The sequence below is a fragment of the Anaerotruncus massiliensis (ex Togo et al. 2026) genome, from assembly GCF_900199635.1.
GTDB lineage: Bacteria > Bacillota > Clostridia > Oscillospirales > Ruminococcaceae > Anaerotruncus > Anaerotruncus massiliensis.
This window is the reverse complement of sequence record NZ_LT962687.1, coordinates 283,209-301,116: the sequence shown is the minus strand read 5'-3', so window position 1 is coordinate 301,116 and position 17,908 is coordinate 283,209. Positions and strand designations below refer to the sequence as shown.

Annotated in this window: 20 protein-coding genes and 2 pseudogenes; 3 read left to right on the top strand and 19 right to left on the bottom strand. The window is 58.1% G+C overall.

Annotated elements, in window-relative coordinates:
* Nucleotides 1-31: 31 nt before the first annotated feature.
* On the bottom strand, nucleotides 32-229 hold the full coding sequence (locus tag C1A13_RS01970) for a helix-turn-helix domain-containing protein (RefSeq protein ID WP_075704895.1): 198 nt from the start codon (nucleotides 227-229) through the stop codon (nucleotides 32-34).
* A 225-nt stretch (nucleotides 230-454) separates the two neighbouring features.
* On the bottom strand, nucleotides 455-1,189 hold the full coding sequence (gene erm(G) / locus C1A13_RS01965) for a 23S rRNA (adenine(2058)-N(6))-methyltransferase Erm(G) (protein WP_014387027.1): 735 nt from the start codon (nucleotides 1,187-1,189) through the stop codon (nucleotides 455-457).
* Nucleotides 1,190-1,355: 166 nt separating this feature from the next.
* Between erm(G) and tnpA the strand changes: the two genes are divergently transcribed.
* From tnpA to C1A13_RS15060, 3 genes and pseudogenes are all read left to right on the top strand, one after another.
* Nucleotides 1,356-1,772 carry an IS66 family insertion sequence element accessory protein TnpA gene (tnpA, locus tag C1A13_RS01960; protein WP_075704896.1) on the top strand — a complete coding sequence of 139 codons (417 nt, stop codon included), beginning with the start codon at nucleotides 1,356-1,358 and terminating at the stop codon, nucleotides 1,770-1,772.
* Complete coding sequence (tnpB, locus tag C1A13_RS01955) at nucleotides 1,766-2,113, top strand: IS66 family insertion sequence element accessory protein TnpB (RefSeq protein ID WP_075704897.1); 348 nt, start codon at nucleotides 1,766-1,768, stop codon at nucleotides 2,111-2,113. The genes tnpA and tnpB overlap by 7 nt, the downstream gene beginning before the upstream one ends.
* A 73-nt stretch (nucleotides 2,114-2,186) precedes the next feature.
* Nucleotides 2,187-2,504: pseudogene (locus C1A13_RS15060) on the top strand (IS66 family transposase); the annotation flags it as partial.
* Between the two features lie 135 nt (nucleotides 2,505-2,639).
* On the opposite strand, the pseudogene C1A13_RS14780 reads toward C1A13_RS15060, so the two are convergent.
* From C1A13_RS14780 to mgsA, 17 genes and pseudogenes are all read right to left on the bottom strand, one after another.
* Nucleotides 2,640-2,768 (bottom strand): annotated as a pseudogene (locus C1A13_RS14780) (Maff2 family mobile element protein); the annotation flags it as partial.
* A gap of 217 nt (nucleotides 2,769-2,985) precedes the next feature.
* Nucleotides 2,986-4,815, bottom strand: a complete 1,830-nt coding sequence (locus tag C1A13_RS01945) for a VirD4-like conjugal transfer protein, CD1115 family (RefSeq protein WP_087291322.1) — start codon at nucleotides 4,813-4,815, stop codon at nucleotides 2,986-2,988.
* Nucleotides 4,812-5,312: a PcfB family protein gene (locus C1A13_RS01940; protein WP_071429803.1), complete on the bottom strand. Its 501-nt coding sequence runs from the start codon at nucleotides 5,310-5,312 to the stop codon at nucleotides 4,812-4,814. The genes C1A13_RS01945 and C1A13_RS01940 overlap by 4 nt, the downstream gene beginning before the upstream one ends.
* Before the next feature lie 87 nt (nucleotides 5,313-5,399).
* Nucleotides 5,400-6,137 carry a BRO family protein gene (locus tag C1A13_RS01935; protein WP_087291324.1) on the bottom strand — a complete coding sequence of 246 codons (738 nt, stop codon included), beginning with the start codon at nucleotides 6,135-6,137 and terminating at the stop codon, nucleotides 5,400-5,402.
* 38 nt (nucleotides 6,138-6,175) lie between these two features.
* A complete protein-coding gene (locus C1A13_RS01930) occupies nucleotides 6,176-7,069 on the bottom strand; it encodes a DUF6017 domain-containing protein (protein WP_087291326.1) in 894 nt (297 codons plus the stop codon).
* Between the two features lie 281 nt (nucleotides 7,070-7,350).
* Nucleotides 7,351-7,629 carry a DUF5720 family protein gene (locus C1A13_RS01920; protein WP_087291328.1) on the bottom strand — a complete coding sequence of 93 codons (279 nt, stop codon included), beginning with the start codon at nucleotides 7,627-7,629 and terminating at the stop codon, nucleotides 7,351-7,353.
* A 13-nt stretch (nucleotides 7,630-7,642) separates the two neighbouring features.
* Nucleotides 7,643-8,569 (bottom strand): ParB/RepB/Spo0J family partition protein, encoded by a 927-nt coding sequence (locus C1A13_RS01915; protein ID WP_087291330.1) that lies wholly within the window; start codon nucleotides 8,567-8,569, stop codon nucleotides 7,643-7,645.
* Nucleotides 8,526-9,347, bottom strand: a complete 822-nt coding sequence (locus C1A13_RS01910) for a ParA family protein (RefSeq protein ID WP_087291332.1) — start codon at nucleotides 9,345-9,347, stop codon at nucleotides 8,526-8,528. The genes C1A13_RS01915 and C1A13_RS01910 overlap by 44 nt, the downstream gene beginning before the upstream one ends.
* Before the next feature lie 448 nt (nucleotides 9,348-9,795).
* Nucleotides 9,796-10,194: a 30S ribosomal protein S9 gene (gene rpsI, locus C1A13_RS01905; protein ID WP_101548644.1), complete on the bottom strand. Its 399-nt coding sequence runs from the start codon at nucleotides 10,192-10,194 to the stop codon at nucleotides 9,796-9,798.
* 19 nt (nucleotides 10,195-10,213) lie between these two features.
* Nucleotides 10,214-10,642: a 50S ribosomal protein L13 gene (gene rplM, locus C1A13_RS01900; protein ID WP_101548642.1), complete on the bottom strand. Its 429-nt coding sequence runs from the start codon at nucleotides 10,640-10,642 to the stop codon at nucleotides 10,214-10,216.
* A 202-nt stretch (nucleotides 10,643-10,844) separates the two neighbouring features.
* Nucleotides 10,845-11,033: a PspC domain-containing protein gene (locus C1A13_RS01895; protein ID WP_101548640.1), complete on the bottom strand. Its 189-nt coding sequence runs from the start codon at nucleotides 11,031-11,033 to the stop codon at nucleotides 10,845-10,847.
* 58 nt (nucleotides 11,034-11,091) lie between these two features.
* Nucleotides 11,092-12,306: a class I SAM-dependent rRNA methyltransferase gene (locus C1A13_RS01890; RefSeq protein ID WP_101548638.1), complete on the bottom strand. Its 1,215-nt coding sequence runs from the start codon at nucleotides 12,304-12,306 to the stop codon at nucleotides 11,092-11,094.
* Nucleotides 12,307-12,328: 22 nt separating this feature from the next.
* Nucleotides 12,329-13,387 (bottom strand): hypothetical protein, encoded by a 1,059-nt coding sequence (locus tag C1A13_RS01885; RefSeq protein WP_101548636.1) that lies wholly within the window; start codon nucleotides 13,385-13,387, stop codon nucleotides 12,329-12,331.
* A 279-nt stretch (nucleotides 13,388-13,666) separates the two neighbouring features.
* The gene (gene aspS, locus C1A13_RS01880) at nucleotides 13,667-15,460 is read right to left on the bottom strand and encodes an aspartate--tRNA ligase (protein ID WP_101548635.1); all 1,794 of its coding nucleotides are present in this window, start codon (nucleotides 15,458-15,460) and stop codon (nucleotides 13,667-13,669) included.
* A gap of 17 nt (nucleotides 15,461-15,477) precedes the next feature.
* Nucleotides 15,478-16,791, bottom strand: a complete 1,314-nt coding sequence (gene hisS, locus C1A13_RS01875; RefSeq protein ID WP_101548633.1) for a histidine--tRNA ligase — start codon at nucleotides 16,789-16,791, stop codon at nucleotides 15,478-15,480.
* A gap of 131 nt (nucleotides 16,792-16,922) precedes the next feature.
* Nucleotides 16,923-17,162, bottom strand: coding sequence for a hypothetical protein (locus C1A13_RS01870; RefSeq protein ID WP_101548630.1), 240 nt, complete (start codon nucleotides 17,160-17,162; stop codon nucleotides 16,923-16,925).
* Between the two features lie 279 nt (nucleotides 17,163-17,441).
* Nucleotides 17,442-17,849 (bottom strand): methylglyoxal synthase, encoded by a 408-nt coding sequence (gene mgsA / locus C1A13_RS01865; RefSeq protein WP_101548628.1) that lies wholly within the window; start codon nucleotides 17,847-17,849, stop codon nucleotides 17,442-17,444.
* Between the last annotated feature and the right edge of the window lie 59 nt (nucleotides 17,850-17,908).

Genomic DNA, 17,908 nt, shown 5'->3' with positions numbered 1-17,908 from the left:
GATTTTTTTCTTGTCTGACATTGGATATAACTCAACGGTCAAAGCGAAATTTGAACAGCGCGGCAATGAGCCGCTGCTTCACATAGTCCTCCACCTCGGAGTTGACCTGTCCGTTTATTTTGGAGAAGTAGCGGATATATCCGGCGTAGTGGGAAAGAACCGTGTCGATTGCGTCCGGGTCGCCCTCATGGGCTTTAACGATTGTTTCATAGGGGAGAAGTTTACTCATGGTCGTTTCCCTCCATGAGCTGGCTGGAGAGGACAGAATGAATGTCATTTGAGTACGTCCGTTCTCGGAAACATATCCACTTCGCTTTTGGCACTATCGGTATACGGGAACATATCCAATCTCTCTCTGGAATGTATACCATACTTTTAAAAGGCAGAATAGCATTTTAACTTATGCTACCCTACCTATAACTAAACATTTACAGTTGCATGTGGCCTATTGTTTTTAGCCGTTAAATATTTTATAACTATTAAATAGCGATACAAATTGTTCGAAACTAATATTGTTTATATCATATATTCTCGCATGTTTTAAAGCTTTATTAAATTGATTTTTTGTAAACAGTTTTTCATACTCTTTGTTAACCCATTTCATTACAAAAGTTTCATATTTTTTTCTCTCTTTAAATGCCATTTTTGCTGGCTTTCTTTTTAATACAATTAATGCGCTATCCACTTTAGGTTTTGGATGGAAATAATACCTAGGAATTTTTGCTAATATAGAAATATCTACCTCTGCCATTAACAGCAATGCTAGTGATCTGTTTGTATCTAATAACCTTTTAGCAAAACCATATTCCACTATTAAATAACTTATTGTGGCTGAACTTTCAAAAACAATTTTTCGAATTATATTTGTGCTTATGTTGTAAGGTATGCTGCCAAATATTTTATATGGATTGTGGCTAGGAAATGTAAATTTCAGTATATCATCATTTACTATTTGATAGTTAGGATAATTTAAGAGCTTATTACGAGTTACCTCACATAATTTAGAATCAATTTCTATCGCCGTAACAAAATTACATCTCTTTACCAATTCAGCAGTAAAATGACCTTTCCCTGCACCTATTTCAAAGATGTTATCTTTTTCATCTAAACTTATGCAATTCATTATTTTTTCTATGTGATATTTTGAAGTAATAAAATTTTGACTATCTTTTATATTTACTTTGTTCATTATAACCTCTCCTTAAAGGTAAGCGCCTAATATAAGGGTATCTGTTCGCTTGGTCATATATTTGCCATAATAGTAGTAATCACATATGCCAGCATTTTACTCTATGATCCGGCGCTAGGATCTAGCAGTAAGCAAGCATTTTACTACAATTATGGAGGTTACATTTATGCAGACAGAAAGACGAACTGCCGATGAGCAATACCGGCTCATCATGGAATGTCGCAGCAGCGGACTAAGCGATTTTCAGTGGTGCAACGAGCACGGGATCAAACCCGGTACATTCTACAACTGGGTCAAGCGGCTTCGCAAAAAATCCTGCTATGATATTCCGCCGGCAACAGGCCGGGGAGGCTATAAGCCTTCGGAACAACAGGATGTTGTCAAACTTGAAATCGTTGACCAGCCTGTTCTGCACGAAGAGACACCACAGCTTTTAAGCGTGCTTCCGGATCATACGGATACAAACTGTATGGAAGCAACTGCTGAGATCAAACTCGGCTCCGCCCTGATCAGGATTTCAAATGATATAGATCCGGCACTTTTAGCACAGATCATCCGGTCTGTGGGAGGTGCATCATGCTAGGCGACATTACAGCTGCAACAGATATTTATATCATTTGTGGCTACACCGATATGAGAAAATCAATCGATGGTCTGTGCGCCATCATCAGAGACCAGCTTCACTTTGAACCGGAGCATACCACCGCGCTCTACCTTTTCTGCGGCAGACGCAATGACAGGATAAAGGCACTCCTTCATGAGAATGACGGTTTTGTGCTTTTATATAAACGCCTCGATCATAACACCGGAAAATACCGGTGGCCACGTAACCGTGACGAGGTGAAAACCATTACATGGAGGCAGTTTGACTGGCTCATGTCCGGTCTTGAGATCGAGCAGCCAAAGGCAATAAAAAGTGCCTGAAACGCTTGATTTTTCTAGGCTTTTGCACCTGTTTATGGTACAATAGAAGTATCAAAAAACGGAGCAGAAGACCATGCCTTCAGGAGTAAAAGATATCCAGCTCTTAGAGCTTAAGGATACAATCTCACAACTGAATAAAACAATCAGCACTCAGAACGAACTCATAAGTTCATTGCAGAAGATGCTGGAAGAACGCAATGCGAAGGACAGTGAAAAAGACCTTCTGATCGCGAATCTCCAGTCTCAGCTTGCGTATCTTAAGAACAAGGTCTTTGGCTCAACCAGTGAAATACGCCATGACCAGCTGGACGGACAGCTGAATCTGTTCGGTACACCCGTCGGTGATGAAAAGCCTGCGGAAGTGATCGAACCGGAAGTGATCAGCGTCAAGGGGTATACCAAAGAGCGGAAACCCAAGGCAACCTATGATGACAAGTATAACTCTGTGCGCTCCATTTGTAAACATTTTTTTACGGATATAGTAGGACTGTCTATCAAATTTTTCTGTGTTTCTTTACGACACATGAGCATTGGCTCCGGGGTTATCGTTGCCATAACCTTCCAGCAAATTGATGACGCCCCACACGCCGAGACCGGCACCGAGAGCGATAACGAGGGTCTGAAGAACGGTGATTGCCTGATTGAAAAATTCCATAAATAAAGTTGGCCGGAATCATTTGAAAAAGATTGATTTAGTCATGGTTCATAGGCATACAAAAGCCGGACAATCGCCGCCCGATTTCCGGGCTGGCTGATTCCGGCCTTCCTCCTTTTTCATTATTTTGATTAGAGATCGTCCGCTTTGTACGCCGATGGGCCCCAGCGGGGCGGTGGTGGCGGGTAGATAGGACCCCTCCTTTCACAGCGGAACATCAATCGTCGGCTGCGGCGTCGATCTCATACACGTCGCAGACCTGGTTGGGTTTGAGCTTCAGCCGGGCCTTGAGATAGCCTTCAATATCAAAGGCGTTCTTCGGGTCGGCGTCGGCGGTGAGCTTGTAATTGGGGTGCTGGGTGATGTCGTATTTGTCGGACAAAAACGGCCGCACCCCGCGCAGCTGCAAAATGCACTTGCTGCCGTCCATGACGGCCAGCTCGTCTTGGCTCATCAGCTCTTTACCGAGCTTTTGGTAGTTGAGCGAATGGGAAGTTTCCCGCCCGCGGCTCTCACCAACATTGTAGGTGTCGATAGTCTCCTTGCCCAGCACGGCAGCCAGTTCTTTGAGCGTGGTGGGTTCTTTACCGCCCAAAAAGATCGAGGTATCCATGTTGCCAATGATTGTGTCGGCGTTGTCCTTGTAGATGGCCTTGAGCTGGCTCTGCGCCTGCAACACCAGACAGGCAGAGATTTCTCGACTGCGGATGGTGGCGACCAATTTTTCCAGCTTGGGGATCTGGCCGATGTTGGCGCACTCATCAATGAGGCAGCGCACATGAACCGGCAGCCGCCCGCCGTACACATCGTCGGCCTTTTCGCATAGTAAGTTAAACAACTGCGTGTAGCACATGGAGATCAGGAAGTTAAAGCTATCATCAGTGTCCGACATGATAAGAAACAAGGCCGTTCGTCGGTCTCCCAGGGTGTCCAGCTCCAGCTCGTCATAGGCTGTGACCTCCCGCAGCTCGGCAATGTCGAACACCGCCAGCCGTGCGCCGCAGCTCACCAAAATCGACTTCGCAGTTTTGCCTGCGGCCAATTTATATTTGGCATATTGGCGCACCGCAAAGTGGTTGGGTTCCCGCTCTTTCAGCTCATCAAACATCAGGTCAACGGCATTTTTGAACTCCTCATCGTCCTCCCGGACCTCCATGCTGTTGATCATCTCGATGAGGGTGGAGAAATTCTGTTCCTCCACAGGGGCCTCGTAGTGGATGTAGCCGATGAGCGCGCAGTACAGCAGCGTCTCGGCCTTGACCCAGAAATCGTCCCCGGCCTTGCCCTCGCCCTTCGTATTCGCAATCAGGGTCGTGACCAGCTTCAAAATATCCTTTTCGCTGTGGATGTAGCTGAAAGGGTTATAGTGCATGGACTTCTTGAAGTTGATGGTGTTCAGCACCTTGATCTGGTACGGCTCATAGATGACTTTGCCGTTTTTGTCCTTCACCGGCTTGCCGTCCTTGCCCAGCTTTGGCGCGCCCCGCTGAAGCATTTTGCCGCACTCCACCAGGATGGTGCCCTTTGGGTCGGTGACCACATAGGAACTGTGCATCTGCATCAGATTGGGCTTAAGCCAGAAGCGGGTCTTGCCGGAGCCGGAACCGCCGATGACCAGCACGTTTTTATTGCGCGCATACTTTGGGTTCTTAGGGCGGCTGGACATAGTGAGCCGTTCGGTCTGGGTCAAAATGACATTATTCTGGAACACCGGGTCGATATAGGGGGCAATATCGTCGTGGGTGCCCCATCGGGCTGAACCGTACTCCACGTTATGGCGGTATTTCTTGGCGTTCTTGCCTTTCAGGTACACCGCCAGCCGCAGACCAGCGCCGCAGCACAGGCCAACAGCCAGGTCCAGCGGGTGCAGGCTGGGCCACCAGCTTCCCAGCGCCACCGGCAGGGTGGAGAAGAACGAAAGCATCTTGGCCGAGGCATCCGCGCCGGTCGCCAGCCGCCAGGCTTCCCCTAAGTTGGTGGCAAACAGGCCCAGCAGAAAATAGGGCAGGTTCAGCAGCACCAGTTTTTTCACATTCAGCTGCTTCATCGTTCCAGCTCCTTCCGCTTTGTCCTGTCCACCACCGCATTTTTAATAAGCTCCTTGAAGTGGCTGAGCTTCTCCAGCACCGACGGGCGCTCGCTGCGGTCGGCCTTCCTGACCTTCTTCTGGGTGTACTCCGAGAATGCCGCCGTCAGGGCGTCGGCATCGCGGGCCTTGAAGAAAATCAGGTACTTGGGCGGCGAGGTGCTGCGGTCCTTTTTCACCGCATAGTCCACGCCGTACTTGCGGGCGATGCGCTCAAAATCACGGATGGACGGGTCGTTGATCTCGATGTTGGAGACGCCCTGGTTCTGCCCGATGAGCTGCTTCACCGTCTGCTTGCCCTTTGGGGTAACGGGAGAATCCCGGCTGCGCTGCTTTTCCAGCTTTTTTTCCCTGCGGTGAGCCATGTACTTGGATATGGCGGCCTTGAACAGCCTGCCGGTGAACTTGGTGCCGCTGACAACCAGCGTCAAAGTCCTGTTTTCCACTTCCTCCTGCATAGGTCATCCCTCCCTTCGTCGGTTATGCAGTGGATGGTCTTGAATACTAAGGCGGGACCACCAGCCGCCGCAGAAGATACCGGCCCGTCATACCGTCACCAGAATCAGGTCACGCAGACCGGCAAAGTGCAGTTTGCCCTTGGGCGTCACCAGCGTGTAGGAGCCGGTGTGGCCGTTGCGGTAGTAGTCCCGCACACAGAACAGCCCATCGTTGGCGCTCTTGGCGTAGGGCAGCACGCAGCCGGAAGGAGTGCGGTAGACAAATCGCCGTTCCAGCAGGAAGCGGACAAAGCGCCGCTCCGGCACGTCCAGCTCCTTGGCGGTGGTGCGCAGGTTGGTACTGTGGTGCAGGTCGATGAACAGGTCGTAGTAGACGGCTTTGCTTTGCAGCCGGGCATTGTCCTCCCGCAGCGCCGCGTTTTTCTCGCGCTCAGCCAGCAGGTCGGTGCAGAGCTTCAGCAACGCCTCCGGGGAGGTGGCGATCTCCCATAGCTTTTCCTGGGTCACATAGGCTCCGTGTTTGCGGATACTGGGAAGCACCTCATCGAACACCCAGCGTTCAAACCGTTCCGCCGAGGGCAGCTTGCTGTGGACAATGAGGCGGTACACATCGCCTTCGGGGATAAATTTCATTTGTTGAATCCCGCCGTTAGAAGGGGTCGGTAAAACACAGACCCCTTTACAATGGGCCGCGATAGCGTCAGCCGGGCGTCGGTATCCGAGTGCTTGGGCAATATCTTTTCCGCAAAACAGGACCTTGCCATTCTGCTCAAAAGTACGGATGCTGCCAAACTCCGGGTTTTTGAAAATTTCCATCTGGTTCATATCGTGCCTCCTTCGGCAGTGCAGCAGAAAAGCGGCCGTTACCAGCCGCCTGCGTACATATCGTGGTTGACCTGGGCCGTGTAGTGGTTGCTCATGGTGACCGGCGCGTTGAACAGCACGGTCAGCAGGTATTGCTTCATGTTGCGGACCTCGGTGGTGTTGTTGTGCAGGCTCTCCATGACAAACTCGATGTGGGAGCTGTCCAGCTTCAGGAACCGCGACCTCACGACCTCATGAGGGAAGTCCGCCCCGGCAATACGGGTGGTTTTCCGTCTGGCGCAGACCGTCTCCACAATCAGCTCCACGATCTCGTCCAGGTCCTCCCGGTAGGTCTCAAACTCACGGCACAGGTGGTCGTACTCGATGTTCTCCAGAATCAATTCCCGATAATCCTGCATTTCTTCCATCGACATCGAATCCCGTCCTTTCCGTTCCGGCGGCCTGGCCGCCGCAGTTGCCCGGAAGGGAATGGAATCGGTACTTGATCCTTGGGTATTTGATTTTTGGGTTTTTGATTTCTCTATATTTAATTCTGCGGGCTTTTCCGTATCCGGTTTATCCAGATACGGGTTTTCCGTATCTGGTGAAGCCGTATCTGGGCCAGCAGTATCCGGGTGGGGCATATCCGGCGCTTTGGGCTGGGGCTGCTCGTAGATGACGTACTCGGTGTCACTGATGCGGCCCTGCCGGTCCCGTAGCTGGTGACGGACGATGTAACCGGCGGCCTCCAGTTCCCGCAGCGCCCCGCCGATGGCATCCACGCCTTCCTTGCAGATCTTCGCCAGGCCGCGTGTGGTATAGTTCCAGTCCTCCGGCAAGGACAGCATCATGGAAAGCAGTCCCTTGGATTTCAGCGACAGCGCCTTATCGCGCAGGTGGTGGTTGCTCATAACGGTATAATCACGGGTCCGTTCAATACGAAAAACGGCCATTTCATCACTCCTCTCGGTATTCATGACATGAAAAAAGCCGCAATCTTTCAAAAAGACTGCGGCGGTCAGGTGCGATATTTCCGGCTGCGCCAGGAATAAGGCGGCTTTGGCACAGGGGGCCGGGTAAAAACGTCTTGCTCACTCACAAAGGGCAGGCGCTGCATCACCCGGTCGATCTCGGTGCTTTCCATGTCATGTTGGGATTGGCAGTGTTCACGGATGGCCTCTTGAATCTCTCTAACGGTACACATAATTCATTCCTTTCTTGGCAGATGGCAGGTTTACGGGTGACGGCGTTTCTTTTTCGGTTTGAAATCGAGGATATGGCCCTCTACAACGTGGGCATACCGCTTGATTTTGATTTGCTGGCTGCGCTGGGCGTCCAGGGCCTGCCGGTAGCCATCCTCGGTGAGAAACAGGCGAACCTCATCGCCGGGGCTGCCGTAGGGGGTGCGGGGCTTGCGAACCATGAACTCCACCATCCAGCGGGTGCTGTCCTGGAACCGCTCCACAGCCAAAATGTTATGTCCTTTCAGCTCACGGGCTGAAATATCCCTCATAGGCTCTCCTTTCTCAGCGGTCGTGCTGTTGCTGGCGCTTGCGCTGCCACTGTTCCAGCAGCTTGATGATGGTCTCCTGCATCCGCTGGGGCGTGTAACTCCGGGGAAAATATTTGCGCAGGGTGTCACTGGTGAATGTGATCTTGTCCAGGTCACTTTTCTTTTCCTCACCCATGATGACCCGCATCATGTCGAGGGTCAGGTGGCCCTCCTGACTGTACTTTTTCAGCCGCTGGGCTTGGGAGAGGGAGGGGGTGGCCTGCTCGCTGTCCATCGCGTCCAGCAGGTCCACCTGTTCCTCTTTTTTGAGGAAGGACAGCTCATAGGCCGGGTTGAAGGCAATTTTCTTCTCGTCCACCATGTCCAGCAATTCGGGGATCAGCTCAGTCAGGCGGATAAATCTTTTGATTTGAGATTTACTGTCAGGGCTGTTCTCAGCTATTTTTTCTGCTGCGGTCAACTTCGGCCCAACTTGGGCCGAAGTTAAATCCGTTCTGGCCCCCTGGTGCTTGATGGCCTCCAGCTTCATCTTATAAGCAAAAGCCCGCTCACTGGGGAGCAGGCTTTCTCGCTGCAAGTTGCTGTCAACCATGATGATGGTGGCCTGGTCGTCGTCCAGATCGCGGACAATGACCGGCATGGTATCCTTGCCAGCCAGTTCGCTGGCCCGGTGCCGCCGGTGCCCAGCCACCAGTTCATAGCCGCCGTTGGGGTCCGGGCGGGCGATGGCCGGAACCAGCACACCATACTGCCGGATGCTGTCGGCGGTTTCCATCATGGCCTCATCGTCCTTGACTTTGAAGGGGTGGTCCTTGAACGGGTGCAGCTCGGACAGGGGGATTTCCAGAACCTTCTCCCGCTGGGCGTCGGCCCGGCTTTCCTCGGTGGAAAACAGATCATCGACCGAGGCCAGCTCTACTTTTTTCGCGCTGCTTTTCAAGTTTCAACACCTCCTTCGTCAGATTTCGGTAGCCTTCGGCCACCTTGCCGCCGGGATCGTGGGCGAAGATGCTCTTGCCCTCGGCGCTGGTCTCTTTGGCCCGGACCGAGTGGGGTATCTCGGTGCCGAACACCTTAATTTTGCTGCCATAGGTCTCCCGCAGCAGGGCGGCAATCTCCTTGGCAAAGTTGGTGCGGTTATCCACCATCGTCAGCAGAATGCCGTCGATCTGGAGCTTGGGGTTCAGCTGCCGCGTGACCTTGCTGATAGTGGACAGCAGCTGCTCCAGGCCCTTGGCAGGCAGATACTCCGCCTGAACGGGGACTATGATCCTGTTGGCGGCGGCCAGCGCGTTGACCGTGAGCATCCCCAGGGAGGGCTGGCAGTCAATCAGGATATGGGAATACTGTCCTTTGAGCGTGTCCAGATACTGCCGCAGGATGGTCTCTCGGCTCATGGCGTTCACCAGGGACACCTCCATGCCGGAGAGCTGGATGTCGGCGGGCATCAGGTCCACGCCCTCCGGGTGGTGCAGGATGCCCTCGCCGGGGCGGAGCGGCTCGTCCATCAGGATGCGGCCCATCGCGTCCGAGAGGGTGAAGGGCAGCTTGTCCGGCTGCGGGTTGCCCAGGCTGATGGTCAGGCTGGCCTGGGGGTCAGCGTCCACCAGCAGCACTTTCTTTCCGGCCTGGGCCAGCCCGATGCCTAAGTTGGCACAGGTGGTCGTTTTGCCGACGCCGCCCTTCTGGTTGGCGACGGCGATGATTTGCGTGTTCATTATGTTTCACCTCGTTTCTGTTGATTGCGTTCGGTTCTGGAAATAGAAAAAGCCGCCACTTCTTTCGATAAAAAGAGTGACGGCTTTTTCTGATCCCGGAACATTAGTCCCTGGAAATGCAAAAAGCGCCCAGCAGGTACACTGAACGCTTTCGCAATAAAATCATATTCATTTGTTCATATTTGGTCAAACTCTGCCAAACCGATTTTGCATAAAAATGCAGAGGGCTTAAAAGGCAAAAATGACCTTGGGGGAGAGGGAAAGGCCAAAAAAGTTGTCCTATAATTTAACCCATTAGCCCTCATTTTAGGGGTGGTTGTCCTTTATTTAACCCATAAAAATCGGTTCAAAACAGGTCAGACCATGCCAAAACAGGCCAAACAATCTGAAAAGGAAAAACCCCGAAAACCGCATGGTTTCGGGGTTTTTGAGCTGTTTTGAACTGAAATTAGCGCTTGCTGAACTGAGGCGCGCGACGGGCAGCCTTGAGGCCGTACTTTTTGCGCTCCTTCATACGAGGGTCGCGGGTGAGGAACCCGGCCTTCTTGAGGATCGGGCGCATCTCTTCGCCGTTCTGGAGCAGCGCGCGGGAGATGCCGTGGCGGATGGCGCCGGCCTGGCCGGAAACGCCGCCGCCCGCAACCGTGCACACAACGTCGAACTTGCCGAGGGTGTCTGTAAGGTTGAGCGGCTGACGGACAATCAGCTTGAGGGTCTCAAGGCCGAAATAGTCGTCGATGTCACGGCCGTTGATGGTGATCGAGCCGGTGCCGGGGTAGAGCCTGACGCGGGAAACGGACTGTTTCCTTCTGCCGGTACCGTAAAAATAAGGTCTGCCTTCGTACATAATCGTTAATTCCCCTTCCTTACAGTGTCCACGCCTGCGGCTTCTGCGCGGCATGCGTATGCTCCGCGCCACGGAACACGCGGCATCTGGTGAGCGCTTTACGGCCAATGACCGTGTCGGGGACCATGCCCTTGACGGCGAGCATCATCGCCAGCTCGGGGCGCTCCTTCATCAGCTTGCTGTACTGGACCTCCTTGAGGCCGCCGATCCAGCCGCTGTGACGGCGATACATCTTCTGATCGAGCTTCTTGCCGGTCAGGACGGCCTTCTCCGCGTTGATGATGATCACATGATCACCGCAGTCGCAGTTGGGCGCGAAGATGGGTTTATGTTTCCCGCGAAGGATCGACGCCGCAACAGCAGCGGTGCGCCCCAGCGGCTTGTCGGCAGCATCAAGGATATACCACTTGCGGGTAATTTCTGCTACCTTCGGCATAGTTGTAGACATACCTTTTCCTCCAATATTCTTCTTCTAAATCCGGTTTGCATTTCGCGACAATTTGTATTATAACCCGCGCCCCGCGCCCTGTCAACACTTTTTTGCGGGTTTTTTAATTTACAAATGACACGCTCTGTTTTTCGCCTGTTTTCTCTTTGGTTCTCCCGTATCCTCCGGATGCAAATCACATTTTCCCGGGGACGGGAGGCGCTCAAATCACTTCGCTCTCTTTGGGGACGATGATCGCGGCGATGATGTAGGCGATGAGCCCGGGGCCCATCAGCGAGATCAGCACCCATCCCAGGCGGATGAGCGTCGCGTCGACGCCGAAATAATCCCCCAGCCCGCCGCACACCCCGGCGAGCATGCTGTTGGTTTCCGAACGGTAAAGCTTTTTCATAGTTCCTCCTAACTTCCCCGGCGCGCCGGGGGCAGACGGTTTTGGCGCGGACGCGCCGTCAGATGATCTGGAAGAGGTAAAACTTCAGATAGTCGGTCTCCGGAACGTTCCAGAGGACGGGGTGGTCGGGCGACTGCTGGCGCGCCTCGATCTGCCGCAGCTGCACCCCCGCGTCGCGCGCGGCGGAGGCCAGCATCCGCCGGAAGCGGCCGTCGGTCATGAAATGGGAGCAGGAGCAGGTCGCGAGGTAGCCCCCGCGCGGCAGCAGCTTCATCGCGCGCAGGTTGATCTCCTTATACCCGCGCTCCGCGCGGTCCACCGTTTTGCGGCTCTTGGTGAAGGCAGGCGGGTCGAGAATGATGAAGTCGTATTTCTCCGCGCCGCCCTCCAGCGCAGGCAGCAGGTCGAAAACGTTCGCCGCCTTCGTCTCGACGACCCCGTCCAGCCCGTTGCGCCGGGCGTTTTCCGCCGCGAGCGCCACCGCGTCCGCCGAGACGTCCACCGCGCACACGTGCGCCGCGCCGCCCGCCGCCGCATTGAGGGCGAAGGAGCCGGTGTGGGTGAAGCAGTCGAGCACCCGGCGGCCGCGCGCGAGCTTCGCCACCGCCCGCCGGTTGTATTTCTGGTCAAGGAAAAAGCCCGTCTTCTGGCCGTTTTCAAAGTCCACGCCGTAGACGATGCCGTTTTCGGTGATCTCGGTGCGGGTCGGGCCGCCGTCGCCGCCGAACCAGCCCTTGCCCTGCGGAAGGCCCTCCAGCTCGCGGATGGCGGCGTCGTTGCGCTCGTAGACGCCGCAGACGGCCTGTCCGTCCCGCTCGAGCACCTTTTTGAGCAGCGGGAAGAGCAGGGGCTTTATCCGCTCGATGCCCGCCGAGAGCGTCTGCGTCACGAGCACCTCCCCGAAGCGGTCGACCGTGAGCCCGGGGAACTGGTCCGCCTCCCCGAAGATCACCCGGCAGCAGGAGGCGTCCTCCCCCATCACCGTTTTGCGGTAGTCCCACGCCCAGCGCAGCCGCCGCTCCCAGAACGCCTCGTCGAACCGGTCGTTGGCGTTGCGGGAGAGGATGCGCACGCGGATCTTCGACCGCTCACTGATAAAGCCGGTGCCCAGGTAGGCGCCCTTATCGCTTACCACGTCGACCAGGCCGCCGTTTTCACAGCCGCCCTCGATCCCGGTGATCTCGGTGTCGTAGACCCACGGGTGGCCTTCCTCAATCGATTTCTGCGCCTTGCGCGTGACCGCCGCCCGGGCGAATGGTCTGTTTTGCTTCATCACTTACTCCAATCGGTATATTTTATACGTTTATTCTCTGTATGTAATAACTTTCATCCGGGTCGCCGTAGTGCAGCATGAAGGTGTGGCAGTCCTCCGGCACCGCGAAAAAGAGCTGCCCCGTGGTCACCGTCCGGTCGGTGTAGCGCATCCCGTCCACATCGAGCGGCGTGAAGGGGGCCGGCAGGTCCGCGCTGTAGGGCCACAGCGAACGCCCGCCGTCCTGCCCCACCCGCACGAAGGGCGGCTGGAAGAACTCCCGCCCGAAGGCGTCCGCGTCGGTGACCTCGGCGGTAAAATCGATAAAGATCGCCTTCTCGCCCGGCAGCAGCAGGCTTTCCAGCCCGGCGGAGCCGGCCGGGCCCGCGGAATTGACCGTCAGCGTCACGCCCTTGGACGCGCCGACCTCCGTCCCGTAGGTAAAGCTCGCGAGCGCCGAGAGGTCCGGCGCGGGCGCGGCGAAAGGCTCCGAGCCGGCCGCGTCCCCCTCGCCGGGGGCCGGCGCGCCGTCCTCCCCGCCAAAGGGCTCCGCGGGGACGGAGCCGTCCGCTCCGTCCTCAAAAAAGCCGTCCGCCGCCGGTTCGGATGGCGCTTGCCCGTCGTCCCAGTCGTCCCACACCTCCCAGTCTTCCCACTCGTCCGGCGCTTCAAGCGAGGCGGCCATCGCCTCCCGCTCCGCGCGCGCCGCGAGCGAGGCCGCGGCCGAGGCGGCCGCCGCGCCGCGCTCCTGCCGTTCCCGGGCCGCGTGGTAGGCCGAAAGGCCGCCGACCAAACCGCCCCCCACCATGATGAGCACGAACAGGAAAATGCCCGCCGCAACCTTCCAGCGGTTGGACCGCTTTTCCTGCCGGGTGGTGGGCGCCGTGTAGGTCGTCCATCCGGGCGGCGGTGTGCCGGGGGCCCTCTTCGGCTGGCGGTAGGTCTGCCAGCCCCGCCGGGGCTGCGGCTCCGCCGTTTCCGTGTGCGGAGCGGCCGCTGCGCCCTCCGCGCGGGGAAGCTGGTTATGCGCCCCGCATTTGGGGCAGAGCTCATCCTTGTCGTAATCGTAGACCTTTCCGCAGGATCCGCATTTGATCCGCATAAGGCCACCCCCTCCAGAAAATTTCCCAATACCGGCCGCGTCAAACCCCGGGCGGACCCGGCGGCCCTTCATGCCGCGGCCACAGGCGGCGCGCGTCATTCGCGCGCGGGTTCCTCCGTCCGCGCGCCCGCCGGCGCGCGGTGGGATAATTGGCCGCTGGGGCGGGAGCGAGCCGCAGCGAGCGGACCGCCCCGGCCATAAAATGGATCATAGCCGCTCTGTGACTATTATACCATACGCAACGAAAAAAGGGGACGGATTTCTCCGTCCCCCGCGGCTTTATTCCGCCTCTTCGCGCGCGGTCACCGCGATCGACAGCTCCCGCAGGCTCTTCTCGTCCACCTCGGCGGGGCACTGGGTCATCAGCTCGCTCGCGTTCTGCACCTTCGGGAAGGCCATCACGTCGCGGATGGAGGATTTCCCGAGCATCAGCATTACCAGCCGGTCAAGGCCGTAGGCCATGCCGCCGTGGGGCGGCGCGCCGTATTTGAAGGCGTCGATCAGGTAGCCGAATTTGGCGCGGGCGCTCTCCTCCGAGAAGCCGAGCGCCTCGAACATCCGCTCCTGCAATTCGGGGGTGTTGATCCGGATCGAGCCGCCGCCCACCTCGCAGCCGTTGAGCACCATGTCGTAGGCGCGCGCGTGGCAGGCGCCCGGGTCGCTCTCGAGCTTGTCGAGGTCCTCGAACGCCGGATGGGTGAACGGGTGGTGCTTGGCCACATAGCGGCCCTCCTCCTCGCTGTACTCGAAGAGCGGGAAGTCGGTCACCCACAGGAAGTTGAATTTCCCCTCGGGGATGAGGCCGAGGCGGTTTGCCAGCTCGACGCGCAGCGCGCCGAGGCTGTCGAACACCGTCTGGTTATTGCCGTCCGCCACGATGAGCAGCACATCCCCCTTCTCCGCGCCGAGCCGGCCGCGGATCGCCTCTTTTTCGGCGTCGGTGAGGAACTTCTCATAGGAGGAGGTCTCCGCGTCGGCCGTCAGGCGGGTGTAGGCCAGGCCCTTGGCGCGGTAGGCCTTCACAAAGTCGACGAGCTTGTCGATCTCCTTGCGGGAGAGGTGGTCGGCCGCGCCCTTGACATTGAGGGCGCGCACGCTGCCGCCCGCCTCGAGCGCGCCTTTGAACACCTTGAATTCGCAGCCGCCGAGCAGGTCGGAGAGGTCGCAGAGCTCCATGCCGAAGCGGGTGTCCGGCTTGTCCGAGCCGAACCGTTCCATCGCCTCGTCGTAGGGCATGCGCAGGAAGGGGGTGGGGATCCCGACACCGAGCACCTCCTTGAAGACGTGCGCCATGAACCCCTCGTTGACCGTCATGACGTCCTCCTCGTCGACGAAGGACATCTCCAGGTCGATCTGGGTGAACTCGGGCTGGCGGTCGGCGCGCAGGTCCTCGTCGCGGAAGCAGCGCGCGATCTGCATGTAGCGGTCGTAGCCCGACAGCATGAGCAGCTGCTTATACTGCTGGGGGGACTGGGGCAGCGCGTAGAAGCACCCCGGGTGCACCCGGCTGGGCACGAGGTAGTCGCGCGCGCCCTCGGGGGTGGACTTGATGAGGGAGGGCGTCTCGATCTCGAGGAAGCCGTTTCTGTCGTAGTAGTCGTGCGCCGCCTTGACGATCTTATGGCGCATCAGAATGGCGTGCTGCATCTCGCTGCGGCGCAGGTCGAGGTAGCGGTATTTGAGCCGCAGCTCCTCCTTGACGTTGGTCTTGTCGGTGATCTCAAAGGGCGGGGTCTGCGCCTTCGCGAGGATGCGCAGGTCGCTGACATAGAGCTCGACCTCGCCGGTGGGCAGGTCGGGGTTGACCGACTCGCGGCGGCGGACCTCGCCCTTCGCCATCAGCACGAATTCCGACCGCACCGTCTGCGCCCTGGCGCGCAGCGCCGCGTCGGTCCGGTCGTCGAAGGCGAGCTGCACGATTCCCGTGCGGTCCCGCAGGTCGATGAAGACGAGCATCCCCTTGTCGCGCGCGCGCTGCACCCAGCCGCAGGCGACCGCTTCCTTCCCGATGTCCTCCGCGGTAAATTCGCCGCAGTATTTGGTGCGTTTCAGTCCCTGCATGGTATCCATCATTGATCCCTCGTTCCTCATTATTCCGGCATGCCGTCCGGCGCGGCGTCGATCACCGCGTCGAGCATGTTGTGGTAGACGTATTTGAGAAAGCCCTCCGCGTTGAGCGGCACCTCGGCCGCCTCGCCGGTGTCCATCCGCTTGACGCGGGCCCTGCCCTCCGCAAGCTCGTTGTCCCCGATGATGCAGCTGTATTTCGCGCCGAGCTTGTCCGCGTACTTCATCTGCGCCTTGACGCTGCGCCCCACGGAATCGCACTCGGCCCAGAACCCCTCGGCGCGCAGGCCGGCGGCGAGCTCCACCGCCTTGAGGGAGGCCGCCTCCCCCATGCTGCCGATGTAGATCGTGCAGTTCCGCTCGGGCGGGAACGCGCAGCCCTGCTGCTCCATGACGAGCAGCAGCCGCTCGAGCCCCATCGCAAAGCCGACCGACGGGGTGGGCGCGCCGCCCAGCAGCTCGATCAGCCCGTCGTACCGCCCGCCGCCGCAGACGGTGCCCTGCGCGCCGATGCCGGTCGCCACGAACTCGAAGACGGTGCGGGTGTAGTAGTCGAGCCCGCGCACGATCGTCGGGTTGACGGTATATGCGACGCCCATCGCGTCGAGGTCCTTTTTGAGGCCCTCGAAGTGGGCGCGGCAGTCGCCGCAGATATAGTCGAGCACCTTGGGCGCGTCCTTCGCGATCGCCGAGCAGACGGGGCTCTTGCAGTCGAGGATGCGCATCGGGTTGCGCTCGAGCCGGTCGCGGCAGGTCTCGCACAGCTCCCCAAGGTGGGAGGCGAAGTAGGCTTTGAGCGCCTCGTGGTATCTGGCGCGGCACTCCGGGCAGCCGATCGAGTTCAGTTCCAGCCGCAGGCCGGTGACGCCGAGCGCGTCGAAGACCGCCTTGGCCACGCCGATTACCTGCGCGTCCGCCACATGGGAGGCCGCGCCCGCCATCTCGACGCCGAACTGGTGGAACTCCCGCAGGCGGCCCGCCTGCGGCTTCTCGTACCGGAAGCAGTTCACCAGGTAGCAGAGCTTGAGCGGCAGCGCGCCGCCGAGCATCCCGTTTTGCAGGATCGCCCGCATGACCCCCGCGGTCCCCTCGGGGCGCAGGGTGATCGAGCGGCCCGCCTTGTCGTTGAAGGTGTACATCTCCTTCTGCACCACGTCGGTGGTGTCCCCCACCGAGCGGCTGAACAGCTCGGTGTGCTCGAAGGTGGGGATGCGGATCTCCCCGAAGCCCCACAGCGCCGCGACATCCCGCGCCGTCTCCTCGAGATACTGCCACTTGCCGCTCGCGGGCGGCAGCACGTCCTGTGTGCCGCGCGGCGCGTTCGTCAGATATGCCATTGCGTTTCCTCCTCAGATAGACGTCCTTTTATCAGATCATTGCCCGTGTCCGGGCGGCTGAATCCGTCAAAACCTCCGTAACATCATAATACGCCCCGGCGCGGCCTGTCAAGCAAAATCCGCGCCCCGCGTCACCCGCGGCGGCGTTTCCGCTCCTCCAGGAAGGCCGCCATGCAGGAGACCGCGAAGGCGACGAGCCCCGCCGCCAGAAAATAGAACGCGCAGTGCAGCGCCAGCGGCGGCCAGGTGTCGTTGTAACGCTCCGGTATTGCCAGCCGGGGGATCAGCGCGCCGCCGAGCATGATGCCCGCGCCCACGCCGAGTCCCTGCCTGAGCGCCCGCCGCAGCACCTGTTTTCGTTTTTCCTTCATCGCGATGCCTCCGCCCGTAAAAAATCAAAGACCCCGTCCCGGCTGCACGGCGATGCCGTACAAAGGGACGAGGTCATACCGCGCGGTGCCACCCTTGTTGGGCGCGAAAGCGCCCCGCTCAAGCCCCTTTAACGCAGGGAAATACGCGCCTTGCGGCGGGCTTCTCGGGCGTCTTCGCCGCGGATTTCCGACGTGGGCGCCTCTCACCGGCCGCGCCCTCTCTGTCCGTCCATCCGCGGTTACTCCTCCCGCATCAGCGCCTGTAACGGTATGGCGGTTCTACCGCTTGGGGGGATTGACGATATTGCGCCAGTCGAGGTCGCCGCGCTCGAGCGCGTGGATGAGCGCCTCGGCGGTGGCGATGTTGGTCGCAACGGGAATATTGTGCACGTCGCACAAACGCAGAAGCCCCGCCTCGTCGGGCTCGCTGGGCTTCGCGCGGATCGGATCGCGGAAAAAGAGCAGCAGGTCGATCTCGTTGCAGGCGATGCGCGCCGCGATCTGCTGGTCGCCGCCCTGCGAACCGCCCAGAAAGCGGAAGACCTCCAGCCCGGTCGCCTCGGCGACGAGCTTTCCGGTCGTGCCGGTCGCGCAGATATTGTGGCGGCTGAAGACGCCGCAGTAGGCGATACAGAACTGGACCATCAGTTCCTTTTTGGAGTCGTGTGCGATCAAGGCGATGTTCATTGGCGTTCCTCCAAGCCCCTCGTCAGTTTCGTTCTCTCTTCTCTGTAAACGGGCCGCCC